15 protein-coding genes are annotated in these 17,195 nt (G+C 61.1%); 7 read left to right on the top strand and 8 right to left on the bottom strand.

Annotated features, from left to right (window positions below; genetic code table 11):
* Positions 1 to 10: 10 nt before the first annotated feature.
* From ACD590_RS30740 to ACD590_RS30720, 5 genes are all read right to left on the bottom strand, one after another.
* Positions 11 to 1,678: an ABC transporter ATP-binding protein gene (locus ACD590_RS30740; protein ID WP_018246375.1), complete on the bottom strand. Its 1,668-nt coding sequence runs from the start codon at positions 1,676 to 1,678 to the stop codon at positions 11 to 13.
* A gap of 10 nt (positions 1,679 to 1,688) precedes the next feature.
* The gene (locus tag ACD590_RS30735) at positions 1,689 to 2,825 is read right to left on the bottom strand and encodes an ABC transporter permease (RefSeq protein ID WP_018246374.1); all 1,137 of its coding nucleotides are present in this window, start codon (positions 2,823 to 2,825) and stop codon (positions 1,689 to 1,691) included.
* Position 2,826: 1 nt separating this feature from the next.
* A complete protein-coding gene (locus tag ACD590_RS30730) occupies positions 2,827 to 3,834 on the bottom strand; it encodes an ABC transporter permease (RefSeq protein ID WP_026188757.1) in 1,008 nt (335 codons plus the stop codon).
* Positions 3,835 to 4,007: 173 nt separating this feature from the next.
* Positions 4,008 to 6,095, bottom strand: coding sequence for an ABC transporter substrate-binding protein (locus ACD590_RS30725; protein ID WP_018246372.1), 2,088 nt, complete (start codon positions 6,093 to 6,095; stop codon positions 4,008 to 4,010).
* Between the two features lie 122 nt (positions 6,096 to 6,217).
* A complete protein-coding gene (locus ACD590_RS30720) occupies positions 6,218 to 7,684 on the bottom strand; it encodes an alpha-glucosidase/alpha-galactosidase (RefSeq protein WP_439004138.1) in 1,467 nt (488 codons plus the stop codon).
* Between the two features lie 60 nt (positions 7,685 to 7,744).
* Between ACD590_RS30720 and ACD590_RS30715 the strand changes: the two genes are divergently transcribed.
* Positions 7,745 to 8,770 carry an AraC family transcriptional regulator gene (locus ACD590_RS30715; protein ID WP_018246370.1) on the top strand — a complete coding sequence of 342 codons (1,026 nt, stop codon included), beginning with the start codon at positions 7,745 to 7,747 and terminating at the stop codon, positions 8,768 to 8,770.
* Between the two features lie 24 nt (positions 8,771 to 8,794).
* Here ACD590_RS30715 and ACD590_RS30710 read toward each other — a convergent pair whose 3' ends face one another.
* Entirely contained in the window at positions 8,795 to 9,856 is a 1,062-nt protein-coding gene (locus ACD590_RS30710; protein ID WP_018246369.1) for a class I SAM-dependent methyltransferase, read from the bottom strand.
* 281 nt (positions 9,857 to 10,137) lie between these two features.
* On the opposite strand from ACD590_RS30710, the gene ACD590_RS30705 reads away from it, so the two are divergent.
* From ACD590_RS30705 to ACD590_RS30680, 6 genes are all read left to right on the top strand, one after another.
* A complete protein-coding gene (locus ACD590_RS30705) occupies positions 10,138 to 10,458 on the top strand; it encodes a helix-turn-helix domain-containing protein (RefSeq protein ID WP_018246368.1) in 321 nt (106 codons plus the stop codon).
* Between the two features lie 3 nt (positions 10,459 to 10,461).
* Entirely contained in the window at positions 10,462 to 10,722 is a 261-nt protein-coding gene (locus ACD590_RS30700; RefSeq protein ID WP_025397793.1) for a hypothetical protein, read from the top strand.
* Positions 10,723 to 10,731: 9 nt separating this feature from the next.
* Complete coding sequence (locus tag ACD590_RS30695) at positions 10,732 to 10,971, top strand: hypothetical protein (protein ID WP_018246367.1); 240 nt, start codon at positions 10,732 to 10,734, stop codon at positions 10,969 to 10,971.
* A gap of 100 nt (positions 10,972 to 11,071) precedes the next feature.
* Positions 11,072 to 11,239, top strand: a complete 168-nt coding sequence (locus ACD590_RS30690; protein ID WP_342593564.1) for a hypothetical protein — start codon at positions 11,072 to 11,074, stop codon at positions 11,237 to 11,239.
* A gap of 103 nt (positions 11,240 to 11,342) precedes the next feature.
* The gene (locus tag ACD590_RS30685; protein WP_018246366.1) at positions 11,343 to 13,904 is read left to right on the top strand and encodes a GcvT family protein; all 2,562 of its coding nucleotides are present in this window, start codon (positions 11,343 to 11,345) and stop codon (positions 13,902 to 13,904) included.
* 382 nt (positions 13,905 to 14,286) lie between these two features.
* Positions 14,287 to 15,807: a mechanosensitive ion channel family protein gene (locus ACD590_RS30680; protein WP_439004136.1), complete on the top strand. Its 1,521-nt coding sequence runs from the start codon at positions 14,287 to 14,289 to the stop codon at positions 15,805 to 15,807.
* Between the two features lie 364 nt (positions 15,808 to 16,171).
* On the opposite strand, the gene ACD590_RS30675 is transcribed toward ACD590_RS30680, so the two are convergent.
* Complete coding sequence (locus ACD590_RS30675; protein WP_018246364.1) at positions 16,172 to 16,396, bottom strand: hypothetical protein; 225 nt, start codon at positions 16,394 to 16,396, stop codon at positions 16,172 to 16,174.
* Positions 16,393 to 17,145, bottom strand: a complete 753-nt coding sequence (locus ACD590_RS30670; protein WP_439004135.1) for a COG4280 domain-containing protein — start codon at positions 17,143 to 17,145, stop codon at positions 16,393 to 16,395. Before ACD590_RS30670 ends, ACD590_RS30675 begins: the two co-directional genes overlap by 4 nt.
* Between the last annotated feature and the right edge of the window lie 50 nt (positions 17,146 to 17,195).

The following is a 17,195-nucleotide window of genomic DNA, read 5'->3' as shown; positions in this document are numbered from 1 at the left end:
CATTCGGCAATCATGCTACCTCGAAAGCGGCTTTGACGAGCCGTTCGGTGTAGGCGGTCTTGGGATGGGATAGAACTTCGTTGACAGGGCCTTCTTCGACGATCTTGCCATGCTGCATGACGATGACACGATGGCAAAGCGCCCTGACGACCTTGAGATCGTGGGAAATGAACAGGTAACTCAGGCCGCGCTCGTCCTGCAGCTTGCGCAGGAGTTCGATGATCTGCGCCTGGACGGAAAGGTCGAGGGCCGATGTCGGCTCGTCGAGCAGAATGAATTCCGGCTCCAGCGCGATGGCGCGGGCGATCGCGATGCGCTGGCGCTGGCCGCCGGAAAATTCATGCGGGAAGCGCGACAGGATATTGCCCGGCATGCCGGCGGCGACAAGCGCTTCGCGCACCCGGTCCTGCCGTTCAGCCTTGGTCGCGCCCAGCCTGTTGACGACGAGCCCTTCCTCGATGATCTGGCCGATCGTCATCCGCGGGTTGAGCGATGAGAACGGGTCCTGGAACACCACCTGCATGCGGGCGCGCAGTGGCCGCATCTCGGCCCGGGAGAGGCCGTGGATCGGCTGATGGTCGAAATGGATCTCGCCGCTATCGGGCGTGTTCAGGCGTAGGATCGCTTGGCCGAATGTCGTCTTGCCGGAGCCGGATTCGCCGACGAGGCCGAGCGTCTCGTGACGGCGCAGCGTCAGATCGAGGCTGTCGACGGCGACAAGCTCACGCATCGCCGGCTTGAGAAAGGTTCCGTGACGCATCATGAAGGAGACACGCACGCCCTTGGCATCGAGGATGACATCCGATCCCTCCGGCAGCGGATTGGCCTGGCCACGCGGCTCGGAGGCAAGCAGATGCTTGGTATAGGTGTCCTGCGGATTGGCAAACAGCGCTTCGGTGGTGTTGTGCTCGCGCACTTCACCGTACTGCATCACATAGACGTAATCCGAGAACTGCCGCACCACGGTCAGGTCGTGGGTGATGAGGATGACGGCCATCCCCAGTTCCTTCTGCAGGTTGCGGATCAGGTTCAGGATCTGCGCCTGCACGGTCACGTCGAGCGCCGTCGTCGGCTCGTCCGCAATCAGCACATCAGGATCGTTGGCAAGCGCCATTGCGATCATCACGCGCTGGCGCTGGCCGCCGGAAAGCTGATGCGGATATTGCATGAGCCGCGCGGCAGGATCGGGGATCTGCACATGTTCGAGCAGTTCGAGGGCGCGCTTTTGCGCATCCCTCTTGCTGATCCGGCGATGCACGCGGATCGCTTCGACGATCTGGCTGCCGATCGTATAGATCGGGTTCAGCGAGCTCATCGGCTCCTGGAAGATCATCGAGATGCGGTCGCCGCGCAGCTTGCGGCGCGCCCGCTCGGAGAATTTCAGGATATTGCTGCCGTCATAGGCGACCGTTGATTTCTCGGAGACGACGGCGCGCTTCGACAAAAGCCCCATGACCGTTCGCGCCGTTACCGATTTGCCCGAACCGGATTCGCCGACGATCGCGATCGTCTCGCCGCGATAGAGCTGAAACGAGACGTCCTTGACGGCTTCGACCATGCCGTCTTCGACCTTGAAATTTACCGCCACATTGCGGGCGTCGATAATGGGCGTGTCCGAACGGCCATCATGGTCGTGGCGGACGGGCGGGGCGAAGGAATTGACCAGTGCAAAAGCCATATCAATCACCTCAATAAGGATCGACCGCGTCGCGCAATCCGTCGCCGAGCGCATTGAATGCGAAGACGGTGACGAGCACGAAGCCGACGGGGGAGAGAATCCAGGGATAGGAGCCGATCACCGAATAGGTCGCCGTGTCCTGCAGCATCAGCCCCCAGGAGATCAGCGGCGGCTTGACCGCAAAGCCGAGAAAACCGAGGAAGGATTCCAGCAGCACGACGCTCGGTATATGCAGCGTCACCGCGACGATGACGTGGCTCATCACGTTCGGGAAGATGTGCTGCATGATGATGCGCGTGTCGGTGGCGCCGACAGCCATTGCCGCCCGGACATAATCGATGCGGGCGAGCGCTAAGGTCTTGCCGCGCACCTCGCGCGACATCTGCGCCCAGCCGAGCGCCGACATCACGGCGATGACAAAGGCAAGGAAGACGTTGGTCGGCGCCGTCACCGGGATCAGCGAGGTCAGCGCCAGATAGAGCGGCAGTTGTGGGAAGGCGAGCACCAGTTCGACGAAACGCTGCAACCAGATATCGAATGTGCCGCCGAAATAACCGGACACCATTCCGACGGTCGTGCCGATGATGGTGACGATGAAGACCACCGTCAGGGCAATCGTCAGCGAAATGCGCGAGCCGATGATGGCACGTGACAGCACATCGCGGCCGAACTTGTCGGTGCCGAGGAAATGCACCGGCTGGCCATCGGTCGAGCCGAAGAAGTGCCGGCTGGCCGGGATCAGGCCGAAAAGCCGGTATTCAGCGCCCTTGACGAAGAAGCCGAGCAGCCGCGGATTGTCGTAGTCGATGCCAACGATCGGCTGGAAGGTGACGGGGTCGAGCTCTTCGGAATCGGAGAGCGCATAGACACGCGGCTGGAAGACGAAATTGCCGTCCTTGTCGTGGAAGCTCATTACCTGCGGCGGCGCGAAGCCGACATCGGTCGCCTTCGGGTCCATCGGCGCAAAGAAATCGGCAAAGATCGCCATGACGATCAGGAGCACAACGAGCACGAGCCCTGCCATGCCGGTCCAGGAGCGCCTCAGCCGGCGCCAGACAAGGGCGATATAGCTTTCATGGCCACGTGATGGCTTGTTGATGGAAAGTTCTGTCGTCGGCGGAGGCGGCGCGGAGTCGAAAGCCAGCATCTCAGGCTCCTCCATATTGGCGGACACGGGGATCGAGCAGGGCGAGCAGCATGTCGGCGATGATGTTGCCGACGATCAGCGTCGCCGACAGCACCATCATGAAGGTGGCGGTGACATAGACGTCGCCGACCGCCATCGAGCCGACGATCGCCGGGCCGACGGTCGGCAAAGCGAAGATGATCGCGGTTTCGATCTCGCCGGTCAGCATGTAGGGCAACACGACGCCCTGATACATCACCAGCGGGTGCAGCGCGTTCGGCACCGCATGGCGCATCACCACGGCTGCGCCGGAAAGCCCCTTGGCCTTGGCCGTCTCGACATATTGGGCATTCAGCGTATCGAGCAGATTGCCGCGCATGACGCGCATATTGTAGGCGAGCCCACCGAAGGTGGCGATCGCCACGACCGGCCAGACATGGTGAACCAAATCGACAAATTTCGCCCACGACCAGGGCGCCCCGCCATATTGCGGCGAGAAGAAGCTGCCGATTTCGGAGACGTTCAGCTGGAAAACCAGGAGATAGACGATGATCAGCGCCATCAGGAAGCGCGGCACCGTCATGCCGAGGAAGGAAATCCCCGAAAGCAGGCTGTCGATCCAGCTGTATTGGCGCGTCGCCGCCCAGATGCCGAAGCCGATGCCGAGAACCGAGGCGAAGAGGTGGCAGACGAGCGCCAGAAGCAATGTCCGCGGCAGGCGTTCACCGACGACATCGGCGACCGGCTTGTTGTAAAACATGCTGTAACCGAAATCGCCGCGCGTCACGATCCCGCCGATCCAGTTGACGTATTGGACGACCAGCGGCTTATCGAGGCCGTGTTCGACCCGGTAGAGCTGCGCCTGCGCTTCGGCCTGGGCATAGGATGCGCCGCCCTGGTTGATCAGCTGGGATCTTATATAATCGGCGTAGTCGCCGGGTGGTGCCTGGATGATCGCGAAGGTCACCACACTCAGGATGAAGAGAATGGGGATCGCAGAGGCTATGCGCACGAGCAGGAATCGTAACATCGAACGGTTCGCTTCTCCTTGCCGCCAGTCGCTCCTTGTCAGCGCGGCCGGCTTGTTGGTCATATCAGGCCGCGCGCCACGCGCGGCCTGAATCTCACTTCAGCTGGGAGGGAACTCTCCAGCGTCGCATCACATGCGACGCGCTTTAGCTCTTTGTGTCCTGATGACAGGCATCAGTTAATCGGGCCCTTTTCGCCGGGCTTGCCGGGCAGCTGTTCGGGGAACAGCTCGTATTTGCCCTGCTTGTCCGCAGCCACCCACAGGCGTTCGCGGATCACCGAATCTTCAGCCCAGTTGAACATCATGATCGGCGTACCCTGGGGCACGTTGGAGAACCGCTTGTTGACGATCAGCGCGCCGGGATATTCCGTCAGGCCGACGGTGTTGACGTGCTCCGTCGAGATCTTCTGATACTGCTTCATCAGATCGACGCGCTCGTCGTTGTTCTGGCTCGTCCTGAACTTGTTGACGACGTCGACAAGCTCCTTTTCGAAGGGCATCAGATCGAGCTGGTCATCCTTGCCGGCGCGATGGTGCCAGCTAGTGCGCGGGCCGACCGGGGCAAGCTGTTCGGTGTTCTGCACCACCGACGACAGTTCCGTCGTGTTACGCTGAATCAGCCAGTCGAAGCGGCCGGCATAATGGGCGTCGTCACGCTTGGCCCCATCGAGCGCGTTGATGACGATCTTCAGCCCGAGTTTCTCCATCTGGCCGACGACACCTTCGGCAAGGCTCTTGTCGGTCGTGTACTGATTGTTGATCAGCATGACGATTTCGACATCCTTGCCACCGAGCGTCCCGGCCGGAAAGTTCACGATGCCGTTGCCGTCGGTGTCCTTGAGACCGGCTTTGGCGAGCTCCGCCTTGGCGCCCTCAAGATCATAGGGGTAGTAAACGGTCGAGTTGCGGTCGTAGAAGCTGGTGCCGGAGGAGAGCCCACCGGGATAGATCGCGGTGAACGGTCCCTTGACCAGCGAGTCGCCGATTGCCTTGCGGTCGAGCGCCATGGTGACGGCCTTGCGGAAGTCCTCGTTACGGTTCAGCTCGCGGATCGCCTCACCGCGCTCGTCCGGGTTGCCCCAGCCGTTGGCGGAGAAGTTCATGCGGAGATTGTAGCCGATCAGGCGCGGGCCGAAGGCAAGGCGGGCGGGCGCCGTCTTCTCTGCGGCACGCTTCAGCGAGGCGACGAAGTTCTCCGGCTGCTCGAGGTTCGAGAAGTCGGCGGATCCTGCCACGGCCTGGACGTCACGGTCGGCCCAGGTCGAGAGCTTGTAGTGCAGCTCATTCAGATAAGGCAGCTGATCGCCCTTCTCGTCGACCTTCCAGTAATAGGGGTTGCGGCGCATGACGATGATGTCGTCCGGGCGATATTCAACCGGTACCCAGGCGCCCATGACCGGCATGTTCATGAACTCGGGCGGGAAGGCGTTCTTGAACTGGTCGTAGGTGTTCTTCGAATATTTCGGATGCTTCGACTTCAGGATGTGCGAGGGACCCGGGCAGAAATTCGGGTAGGACATCGTGTAGAGATATTGCTTCGGGAAGGCCTCCTTGAAGGTCCATTCGACGGTGTAATCGTCGACCTTCTTCAGCGTCGTCCCGGCACCGAAGGCTTCCGGCGATGCGCCGCCGCCGAGCGGCGAGACGTTCGGGTCGATGACTTCGTCGTCCCAGTAGAACATGATGTCGTCGGCATTGAACGGCGCGCCGTCTGACCATTTGGCGCCTTCGATCAGGTGCATGGTCAGCTTATGGCCATCTTCGGACCAGTCCCAGCTCTTGGCGAGGTTCGGCAGCGGCTCGGTGTCTGAGGCCTGCACCTGGAACAGCGGCGCGGTGCGCGTCAGGCATTCGGAGAGGCCGATATCGATGCCGCCCCAGCCCTGCGTCTGGCCGGCGCCGTAGTTCCAGCCTTCCGGCCGGCCGCCGATGACGTGGCGCATCGTATCGCCGTAGACGCCGATGCCGTCGGGCATATTGCCTGTCTTGAAGACCAGCGGCTCCTTCGGCAGCCGATCCTTGACCGGCGGCAGCTTGCCGGTGGCGACGAAATTCTTCGTGACCCAGTCGGGCTCATGATATTCGGGCAGCGCCTTGAACTCCAGGATGGAGTCGCGCGCGACATAGTTGATCTTGCCTTCGGCCGGAAAGTCCGCCGGCGCCGGTGGAACGGTTGGCTCGGAGGCATATGCATTCAGCGCCGCGGCTGAGACGCTGAGCGCCAGTCCGGCCAGAATGCCTGCGTTACGAAAATTCATCATCGTTTCTCCCTCTTGTTCCGGAGCGCGATCACGCGGCTCCCTTCTCCTCGAACACGTGAAACCGGGCCGGACGCCGCGGATTTCCCTCCCGGAAACCCCCGGCAACCCAAGCTTCACGAAAATCAGACGGCCTTTTTCAGCGCCGCCTTTTCCGCGCGCAGCTCCTCGATCGAGCGAACGTTGCGGCGTGCGGCCCCCGCCCAGTCGCGGGTCTGCACCTTCGATTTCGACAGCCGCTCCTTGGCGGCCGGCACGGCATGGGCATATTGCGGCAGCCAGGAGGCCTGGGCAACGACCATCTCGTCGACCATCTGCCAGACCTCTTCCGGCGTCGAGACGGCGCCGACCAGCGGATCGTGCAACACGGCAAGCTTCAGAAGGTCGATGTCGCCCGATATGGCCGCATGTACCGACATACGCTGGACGTTGATCGAGGAAATGCAGGTGGCAGCGCAGGCTTCCGGCAGGGTAACGCCCGAGACCATGTTGATGCCGAAACGGTCGACGAAGCCTGGCGATTCGATGATCGCGTCGGACGGCAGATTGGTAATGACGCCGTTATTCTTGACGTTGAAATGGCCGCGATAGACCCGGTTCGTCTCCAGCGCCTCCAGGATATGGCTGGCATGCTCGTTCGAGCGCTTGGCAGGATCGATCGGTTGCGAGGCGGATTCGAGGAACTGCGGATATTCGGTCTCGAACCAGTTGCGCGTTTCCGTCGAATGACGAAGGTAGCCGCCGGTCTCGCCGTGGATCCAGTCGGACATGTCGATCCAGCGGGTGATCTCATCCGGCCGCTTGCGATACCAGGGCAGGTATTCCGAGAGATGGCCGTTGCTTTCGGTGGAATAGACGCCGAAACGCTTCAGCACGTCGATGCGCAGTTTCTCCTGCTGCGAAAAGACTGGATGCGCCTCGAAGGCGGCGATCAGCTCGTCCTTGCCGATCCTGCGGCCGTTGAGGCGCAGGTCGATGAACCAGGTCTGGTGATTGATGCCGGAGCAGATGTAGTCGAGCTCGCTCACTGACTTCGCGCCGAGCACTTCGGCGATCTGTTCGGCGCCATGCTGGACACCGTGGCAGAGGCCGACGGTATCGACCTTGCCGTATTCGATCGCCGCCCAGGTGTTCATCGCCATCGGGTTGGCATAGTTCAGGAATTTCGCACCGGGCTCGGCGACCTCGCGGATATCCTTGCAGAAGTCGAGGATGACCGGGATGTTGCGCTGGCCATAGAGGATGCCGCCGGCGCAGATCGTATCGCCGACGCACTGGTCGATGCCGTATTTCAGCGGAATACGGATATCATCGGCATAGGCCTCGAGACCGCCGACCCGGACACAGCTGATGATGTAGCGCGCGCCTTCCAGTGCCTTGCGCCGGTCGGTCGTCGCCGTCACTTTCGTCGGCAGCCCGTTCGCCTCGACGACGCGGTCGAGGATCGCCTTGATCATCTCGAGATTATGTTCGCTGAGATCCGTCAGCGCGAATTCGATGTCGCGAAACTCCGGAACGCACAATATATCGGTGAACAGCTTCTTGGTGAACCCGACGCTGCCCGCACCGATGATAGCGATTTTGAAACTCATGATCTTCACCTCGACCCAATCGAATGCTAAGGAAAAGAAGGCTATGGAGGATCGGGCCGCATGCTGACGCATGTGGCTGAAAACGCCGTAAAATCTGCCTTTTTCCTCCCGGCCGCTCTGTCGGCCGTGGTCTCTTCCTCTTGTCGAGCGGGATTATGCCCGAAATCGGCAGGGCGACCAGAGAAGGATTATGCTTTCAGGGGTAATTTTGTGCTGCAGGATTTGATCGCCAACGGACAGTCGATGAGGACGGTTTCGCTGCCCCGGGGCCGCCAGCGGCTGCACGCCATGCCGACCAGCGCCGGATACGAAGTGCGCGAGAACGAGACCTATGACTGGGACGGCCGCCGGCGCGGCCAGACCCCCTTCACCGTGCTGCAGCACACGATCAGCGGCAGCGGCAAGCTGCGCTATCAAAACCGCAACTATCGCCTTCAAGGCGGCGACACGCTGCTCGTTCTGGTGCCGCACAATCATCGCTACTGGCTGGAGAAAGGCGACCGCTGGGAATATTTCTGGATTTCGATGAATGGCGAGGAAACGCTGCGCATCCACCAGATGGTGCTTTCGACCGCCGGCCCGGTGCTGAAGCTGCAGCCCTCGACCATCGATCATCTCGCCGATTGCAGCCTGCGCCTCGTCAAGGGCGCAACATCGCCGGGTGCTGCCTCGGCGATTGCCTATGAAGCGGCGATGGCGCTATACGACGACGTCTTCGGCTCGCCGGCCTTTGCCGCCGAGCTCAGTGTCATGCAGCCGGTGATCGACCATATCAATGCCAATCTCGAAAAATCGCTGCCGGTGAGCGAACTCGCCGGTATCGTCGGCCTCAGCCGCGCGCATTTCTCGCGCAGCTTTGCCGAGAGCGAGGGCATGCCGCCGGCCGAATTCGTCCTGCAGCAACGTCTGCAGCGCGCCGTCAAGCTTCTGACCAAGGCAGACTTCCTGCCGGTCAAGGAAGTCGCCATCATGTGCGGCTTCGAGGACCCCAATTATTTCTCGAAAGTCTTCCGCCGCGTCTACGGCACCAACCCCACCGAGTTCCGCACGACGGGCATGTATGCCAGCATCGGAAAGCTGAGATAGCGGCCACCTGCCAACCCAGTTGCGTCAAGCCCGCACCTCGAACACCATGTTGAACGGGGTTTCCGTGGCGCGACGGAAATGCGTGAAACCGGCGTCGAGCGCGACCTTTCGAAGCTTCATTTCTCCCGCCTGCGCGCCGAGCCCGAGCCCGACCTCCTGGGAGAGCGATGCCGGCGTGCAGATCATCGTCGATGCTCCATAATAGACGCGGCCGACCGGGTTGAGATTGTCCTTGAGATGGTCATTGGCAAAGGGCTCGACGATCAGCCACGTCCCGTTCGGCCCAAGCGTTTCCTTGACATGCCGGCCGGCGCCGACCGGATCGCCCATGTCGTGGAGGCAGTCGAACATGGCAACCATGTCATAGCCGCGCCCCGGAAATTCCGCAGCCGACCCCTGCTGGAAGGTCACGCGGTCGGCGACGCCGGCATCTTGGGCAGCAGCCTTTGCTCTTTCGATCGACGGGCCGTGATAGTCGAAGCCGGTAAAATGGGAAGCGGGATAGGCCTGCGCCATCAGAATGGTCGAGGCCCCATGACCGCAGCCAACGTCGGCGACACTGGCGCCGGCCTTGAGCTTTGCCTCGACCCCGGCAAGAGCCGGTATCCATTCGTTGACGAGATGGCTGTTATAGCCCGGGCGAAAGAACCGCTCGGTGCCCCGAAAGAGGCAGGTGCTGTGCTCATGCCAGCCGAGACCCTTGCCGGTGCGGAAGGCATCGGCGATCTTGGGTTCGTCCATCCACATGGATTGGACGACCTCGAAGGCGCCGACGAAAAAGGCGGGGCTGTTTTCCTCGGCGAATACCATCGCCTGCTCCGGTGTCAGGCTGAAACGATCCGTCTTTTCATCGTAAGCGACATAGTCGGCGGCCGCCTGGGCGCTCAGCCATTCCCTGAGATAGCGCTCCTTTATTCCGGTTTTCGTGGCTAGATTCTGGACGCTCATCGGCGTTCCGTCGGCCATCGCCTTAAAGATTCCGACCTGGTCGCCAAGCACGACCAAGGCACCTGACATGGCAGCGCCGACGTCACCAACAAGACGACCGACGAGTGCATCGAGTTTTTGCATATCTGGCTCACGCATTGTTACCTCCCGGGTGCGTGATAAGGAAGATCTAAATTAGACTGTAATAATATTCAGTCAATCAATCTTCCCCTTCGCCAGATGAGCGTCGAGTATTAGTGGTCTAAGAATGGAATAGGCAGATTATTCCAGGGAGATCGGAATTCTCGGAAAGGCGAATGTAAAATGGTTCAAAACGCCCTATTCCGTCATGCGCTTTCTCGTCATCTCTTGTCTCGAGATTACATTTTTTATATAACCTATCCGAGGCAGAATCACACTTTTGATGCAAGGTTATTGTTTTGTGCCTATCTTCCGCTCAATGCCGTGCTGCTCGCGCCCTTTTGGCGTGGTCTCAGGACGATCTCTCGTCAGCTTCAAAAGTTGCCAAAGCGACGATTGCGAATTTCGAGGCCGGAAAGCGCTCTCCCTACGAACGAACCCTTCAGGATGTGAAGCACGCCCTGGAAGGCGGCGGGGTTGTGTTCATCCCTGAAAATGGTGGAGGTGCGGGTGTTCGCCTGGCAAAACGCGCGGATGCGTCGATCGACACGAATGAAACCGAGACGGTTCAATATGAAGAATATCTCAAAAACGACGCACCGCCCGGTGCAGGTGGCTGAATGATGGCAAAGAAAGAGAAGCTCGAACACTCCGAACTGGCGGGAGAATTCACCGACGACGGGATCACCGTGCTCGTCGATATCTTCCGCACATCCGGCAGCAATGAAGACTGGACGATGGAGGTGGTCACGCAGGCGGAGGATCTGATCCGCTGGGACGAGCCATTTGCGACGGACCGCGATGCCTTCGACGAATTCCTGGCCGTCGTTGCCCGCGACGGCATTCGATCGTTTCTCGAAGATGAAGAGCCATCCGTGCATTGAGGGATATTTGTGAAAAGCATCAATGATCTAGTCGCGTCTGCGAAAACCGTCTGCGATCGATACCGGGCCGGGCGGATGGAGCGCGAAACCGTGCGGGAATGGGTCCTCGGGCTCGGCGCCTATCCGCCACCCCATGGTGACCGCGTGCGGGAAGCGGCAGAATGGTTCCGCTTGCACAATCGCGAGCCTGTTTCCGAAGACATCGTGCTGGTGGACATCGATCGGCTTGCGGCGATTTCAGCGCCGTGATCCCCGGGCGTGCGAGCGGACAGGCCGGCTGCAAGGGCTCGCCCATATCCGATCTAAGCCACGCATTGCCTGACCGTTCGATGCGGGATGGATCGCAGCAGTGCCGGCGCTGTTTTGCGGTTGCCTCGCCGCCTCGATCCGGACTGGCGCAATTACGCCGGTACTAGGCGGCGTAGGACCAATGACGATCAGGAGCCTTATGCATAATACCCCCATCGCAGCTTCCATGCGGAGCGGTCTGGGGGTTCCGCAGCTTCGGCAAATGTGACACTCCTTACGCTGTTGACATGGCTCCTGCATCGCGCGCGCGAAGCGTACGTCAAGCGCGGCTAGGTAATTTTTATTCGTGCGATAAGTAGAAGGAACAGCACGTGGCAGCATTTCCGGAAAAGGCAAAGGTCGTCATCATCGGGCTCGGCGGCATCGTCGGCGCCTCCATCGCGCATCATCTCGTCGAGCGGGGATGGGACGATATCGTCGGCATCGATAAGTCGGGCATACCGACCGATATCGGTTCGACAGCCCATGCCTCGGACTTCTGTTACACCACGAGCCATGACTATCTGTCGGTCTGGACCACGCAATATTCGATCGATTTCTACGAGAAGATGGGCCATTACGCCCGCATCGGCGGCCTCGAAGTGGCGCGCACCGGCGACGATACCTGGATGGAGGAAATCAAGCGCAAGCTTTCCTCGGCACGCGCTTTCGGCACGCGCGCTCATTATGTCAGCCCTCCCGAGATCAAGGAGAAGTTCCCGCTGATCGAGGAAGATCAGGTGATGGGCGGCCTTTACGATCCGGATGCCGGCCTGGTCATTCCGCGCTCGCAGACCGTTGCCGGCAAGCTGGTCGATGCCGCCGAAAAGGCAGGCAAGCTGCAGGTGTTCGGCAACACGCCGGCGAAGTCGCTGATCGTCGAAGGCGGCCGCATCAAGGGCGTCGTCACCCATCGCGGCACCATCATGGCCGACCACGTCATCGTTTGTGCCGGCCTCTGGGGGCGCCTGATCGCGGAGATGGTCGGCGAAGACCTGCCGGTCATGCCGGTCGACCATCCGCTCACCTTCTTCGGTCCGTATAACGAGTTTGAAGGCACCGGCAAGGAAATTGGCTTCCCGCTGCTGCGCGACCAGGGCAACTCCGCCTATATGCGCGATACCGGCGACCCGGCGACGACGGAGGGCGGCCAGATCGAGTGGGGCTATTACGAAGCCACCAATCCACGCATGTGCCATCCGCGCGATCTTCTCGAAAAACACGAAGCGCGCCTGTCGCCCTCGCAGCGCGACCTCGAGATGGAACAGATCATCGAGCCGCTCGAGCGCGCCATGGAATTGACGCCGATCCTCGGCGAACTCGGCTACAACGAAGGTCACTCCTTCAATGGCCTGCTGCAGGTTTCCGCCGCCGGCGGCGCTTCCTGCGGCGAGAGCCAGAAAGTGCGCGGTCTCTGGTATTGCGTTGCCATCTGGGTCAAGGACGGCCCAGGCTATGGCAAGCTGATCGCCGACTGGATGACCGACGGACGTACTGAAATCGATCACAACAGCATCGACTACGCCCGCTTCTATCCGCATCAGTTGACGGAAGAGTTCATCGAGGGCCGCTGCTACGAAGCCGCCCAGAAGATTTATTTCCCGGCTGTTCACACCCGCGAACCCTATGCATCCGGCCGCAACGCCAAGCGCTCGCCCTTCTACGAGCGCGAAAAGGAGCTTGGCGGCTACTTCATGGAACTTGGCGGCTGGGAGCGTGCGCACGGCTACGCCGCCAACGAGCACCTTCTGGAGAAATACGCCGACCGCGTCCCGGTTCGCGAGAACGAATGGGACAGCCGCCATTTCTGGCGCGTGTCGAATGCCGAGCATCTGGCGATGAGCGAGGATTGCGGCATCGTCAATCTCAGCCACTTCCACATGGTCGACATCGAGGGTCCCGACCATGTCGAACTGATGGAATGGCTGTGCGCCGCCAAGGTCGGCGGCGATGCCAACATCGGCAAGGGCATTTATACCCACTTCCTCGACGACGAAGGCATGGTGCGCGCCGACTTCACCGTCTTCCGCATGGCCGACCGGTGCCGTCTCGTCAACGGCGCCGATGCCGGCCCGCGCGACCTGCACTATATGAAGCGCGTCGCCGAAGACCGCGGCCTTGACGTGATCATCACAGACGTCTCGGAAAAATTCGTGACGATCGGCATCTGGGGTCCGAACGCGCGCGAGACGCTGAAGAAGAGTGTCGCCGATCCGGCCGGGCTCGATCAGGAAAACTTCGCTTTTGCGGCAATCAAACCGATCGAAATTGCAGGTAAGCCTGTCACCGCCTTCCGCATCTCCTATGTCGGCGAGCAGGGCTGGGAACTGCACATGAAGTACGAAGACGGCCTCGCCGTCTGGGATGCGCTACGCTCGACCGGTGTGATGGCCTTCGGCGTGGAGACCTATGCAAACTCGCGCCGCATGGAAAAGAGCCTCCGCCTGCAGAACGCCGACCTCCTGACCCAGTACAACCTGATCGAAGCCGATCTCGCCCGTCCGAAGGTCAAGGAGGCCGATTTCCGCGGCAAGGCGAAACATCTGGAATACAAGGCACGCGAGCACCAGCCGGCCATGCTTTGCACACTTGTGATGACGGAGAATACCGACAAATCGGGCGTGAAGCGTTATCCCCTCGGCAACCTGCCGGTTGTCGATCCGGCGACGGGAGAGGTTCTGGTCGACGAGCTTGGCCGTCGGTCATACACGACCTCGGTGGCCTACGGACCGACGGTCGGAAAGAACATCGCCCTGGCCTACCTTCCCTGGTCGTATTGCCAGGTTGGACGCAGGTTGAATGTTGAGTATTTCGCCGAAAGTTATCCGGTGGAGGTAGTCAGCGTCGGGTACAAGCCGATCTACGACCCCGAAAATCTGAAGCCGCGCACCTAAGCGCAGCGGCGCCCCGCAAATCGGAATCGATTTTCGGAAAGCACGTGCGAGGATTGAAAGTGTTGCAGCGCCGCGTGTCTTAGAAGACGCGCGGCGCTGTAAGCGCTCCAGAACTTGTGACGCCGCAAGGATGGCGCGCCACAAACATGAGATTGATCGTCAGCGCCACGCGGAACGGCGGCTCGGATGGTCGCTGGTGACCCGGATCCGTCACCTGTCCGCTTCTGACGCTCTGGATGCTGGCGCTATTTTGCGGTTGCCTCGCAGTCGGATTGGAAGTCAGGATGCGGCGAAGCGATCATTAGAATTCGAGAGTGAGGCATGATGTCGTCCGAAAACCGCTCACACTTTTCAGCATCATGCTCTGGCGAGTGGACAGTCGATGCTTGATAATCCCACATGGTCCGGAGTGCTCGCCGATCCTGTCGTCCAGGCCGGGACGTTGGCCGTGGTCGGCGCGATCATAACGCGCATAGCGCTTCGGCCCTTCCCGAGCTGGAAGCTTGCGGGCCAGGTGTTTTTCTTCGCGGCGCTCACCGTCCTGCTGCTCTATCATGACATCGTGCCCTACGAAGTCGGGCCGGCGACTACTTCGACCTTCGAACGCGTCTTCATCGCCCTTGCCAAAGTGGTCTGGTGGATCAATGCCGCCTGGGCGCTGATCGCCTTCGTCCGCGTCTTCCTGATCTTCGAGCGCCAACCGCGCGAAGGTCGCCTCGTTCAGGATCTGGTCATCGGCCTGATCTATCTCGGCGCGATCCTCTCGGTGGTCGCCTATGTCTTCAGCTTCCCCGTCGGCACGCTGATCGCCACCTCGGGTGTCTTTGCCATCATCCTCGGCCTTGCGATGCAAAGCACCTTGAGTGACGTCTTTTCCGGCATCGCGCTCAACCTCGGCAGACCCTATGCGATCGGCGACTGGATCGTGCTGAACGACGGCATCGAGGGTCGTGTCGTCGAAACCAACTGGCGCTCCACCCATCTGCTGAACGGCTCGAACGACCTCGTCGTCCTGCCCAACAGCTTTCTGGCCAAGGTCGGGCTGACCAATCTCAGCAGCCCCGACCGCAGTCACGGCGCCTCACTGACGGTCCGGGTCGTGCCGACGATCGGGCCGTCGGCGATCATCGAGGTCATGCGCGCCGTGCTCTTGAGCAGCGGCTCGATCCTGACCGAGCCGAAACCAGGCGTGCAGATCAAATCGCTGACATCAGATGCAGTGGAGCTGGAGCTCTCCTTCCGCGTCAGGGATATCGGCCAGACGGGGCCGGCGAAGAACGAGATATTCGATCTCATCTACCGCCATATCAAGGCCGCCGGGCTCACCTTGGCGCGGCCGCTCGACGCCGCCGGCCCACCGCCCGACCAGTTGCAATCGGAGGAGATGGTGAAGCCGCACCGGCCGACGCCGCTCAAGCTTCTCGACGCCATCCCGCTGTTTTCCTCGCTGACCGAGGACGAGAAGGAAACGCTCGCAGCCTCGATGACACGTCGAACCTACAAAAAGGATTCCATCCTCATCGAGCAGGGCGATACGGTCGCATCGCTGATGATCGTGCGCAGCGGCGCCCTCGTCGCCACGCGCCAGGAAGGCCATAAGGAAATCGAACTCGGCCGGCTGGCGCCCGGCGATTATTTCGGCGAAAGCGGGCTGCTGATCGGCGTTGGCGAGGCCGCCAGCCTGCGCGCGCTGACCTTCGTCGTCGTCTACGAGATTGCCCAGGCGAGCCTGACGCCGCTGCTGCACGACCGGCCCGGTATCGCCGAAGAGCTTGCCGCCACTTTGTCGCGCCGCATCGAGACCGGCCAGCATTCCTTCGCGACCGAAGGCGCCACGCTGAACGGTGGCTCGATGACCTCGCTGGTGACGCGCATCCGCCACTTGTTCAAGGTGCCGCAATAGCGGTCTGAGGCTGGAGCCTTTCCTGGTCAGCTTGAATCATTCTGCCGGAGCAGGTTTTCGTCAGGGCAGAGGCGATGGGCGAAGGGCATACCTCATGGTACGTGCGAGCCGATCGCCTCTGATCCTGGCGGAAAGATGCCCGGCCCACCGGCCGCACTGCTTCGCCATGCGAAGCAATAGCTGCGTCCGGCGATTCTAAAGTCTTGCAGATTTGCCCGGCAAATCTGCGGGAGGGTTGGCTGAAACGGGCCGGCTGATCGACCGGCCGGCTTGGCCGTAGAGCTTGGCTACGACGCGCGCCGGCCGGTCGACCATCCGACTCCGTTTGAGCCAAGAGAATGCTTCAATCTGACCAGGAAAGGCTCTATTTCCGCTGAAACTTCTGCCGCGCCGCGCGCGCCACGCTCTCGGCGAGAATCAGCAGACAGCCGAGGAGAAGCAGAGTAGCGGCGAGCAGCGCGTCGACATGGGCGAATTTCACCAGAACGCCGACGATGGCAATCAGCAGCAGTGCCGCCAGCGCCAGCGCGCCGTCGTCGATGAACATGCCGAAGAATTCCTTCAAGGCGACCTTAAGAATATTCATCACGCGGCCACCTCGGCATGGGTGTTGAAATACTGACGCAGCATCCGGACTGCTGCGAAGGAAAAGACGGCGAGCACGGCAAGGATCGCCAGAAGCGAAAGATCGGCGCCCGGCCAATCGGCGCCGACGCCCTCGCCAACCCAGAATATGCCGAAGGCGCTGAGCAGCAGCCCGACAACGAATTTGAGGCTGTTCTCCGGAACCGCCGAGAGCGGTTTGTGCACGAAGATGCCGATGATCAGCACCAGCAGGCAGGCCGCGGCCGCTCCAAGGCTGGCATAGCCGATCATGCCGTGTCCGGCGCCGGTAGCGATAACGATGAACACCACTTCGATCCCCTCGAGCAGCACCGCCTTGAAGGCGGCGGTGCCCGCCAGGAAATTGGCACGGCGCTCGGCGGATTGACGCCGCAGGCTGTCGGTCTCGGCTGCGAAGGCCTTGTCCTCGTCGTGCAGCGCGATGAAGCCCGAGGCCCGCAGGATCGCCTTGCGCAGCCAGCGCAGGCCGAAGAGAACGAGCAGCGTCCCGATCACGAACTGCATCAGCTCGATCGGAATGAGCCCGAGCAGCGGACCAAGCGCCAGCACGAGAAGAGCGAGAAGGCCGAGCGCAAGACCGGTGCCGATGAAGGCCGGACGCCAGCTCTGCGTAACGCCGACGGCGAGAATGATGGTGAAGGCTTCAACGACCTCGACGAAGGAGCCGAGAAATGCGGCCGTGACCGTCGAAGTGATCGTTGTCAGAGTTGTCATGGTTCTTGTCCGTTATGCCGGCGGAGATCATGTACTGGGCTGAATTGTTA

Source organism: Rhizobium sp. 862_C5_N1_2 (genome assembly GCF_051811205.1).
GTDB lineage: Bacteria > Pseudomonadota > Alphaproteobacteria > Rhizobiales > Rhizobiaceae > Rhizobium > Rhizobium leguminosarum.
The sequence above is the reverse complement of the archived record's forward strand: the minus strand, read 5'-3'. Positions and strand labels throughout refer to the sequence as shown.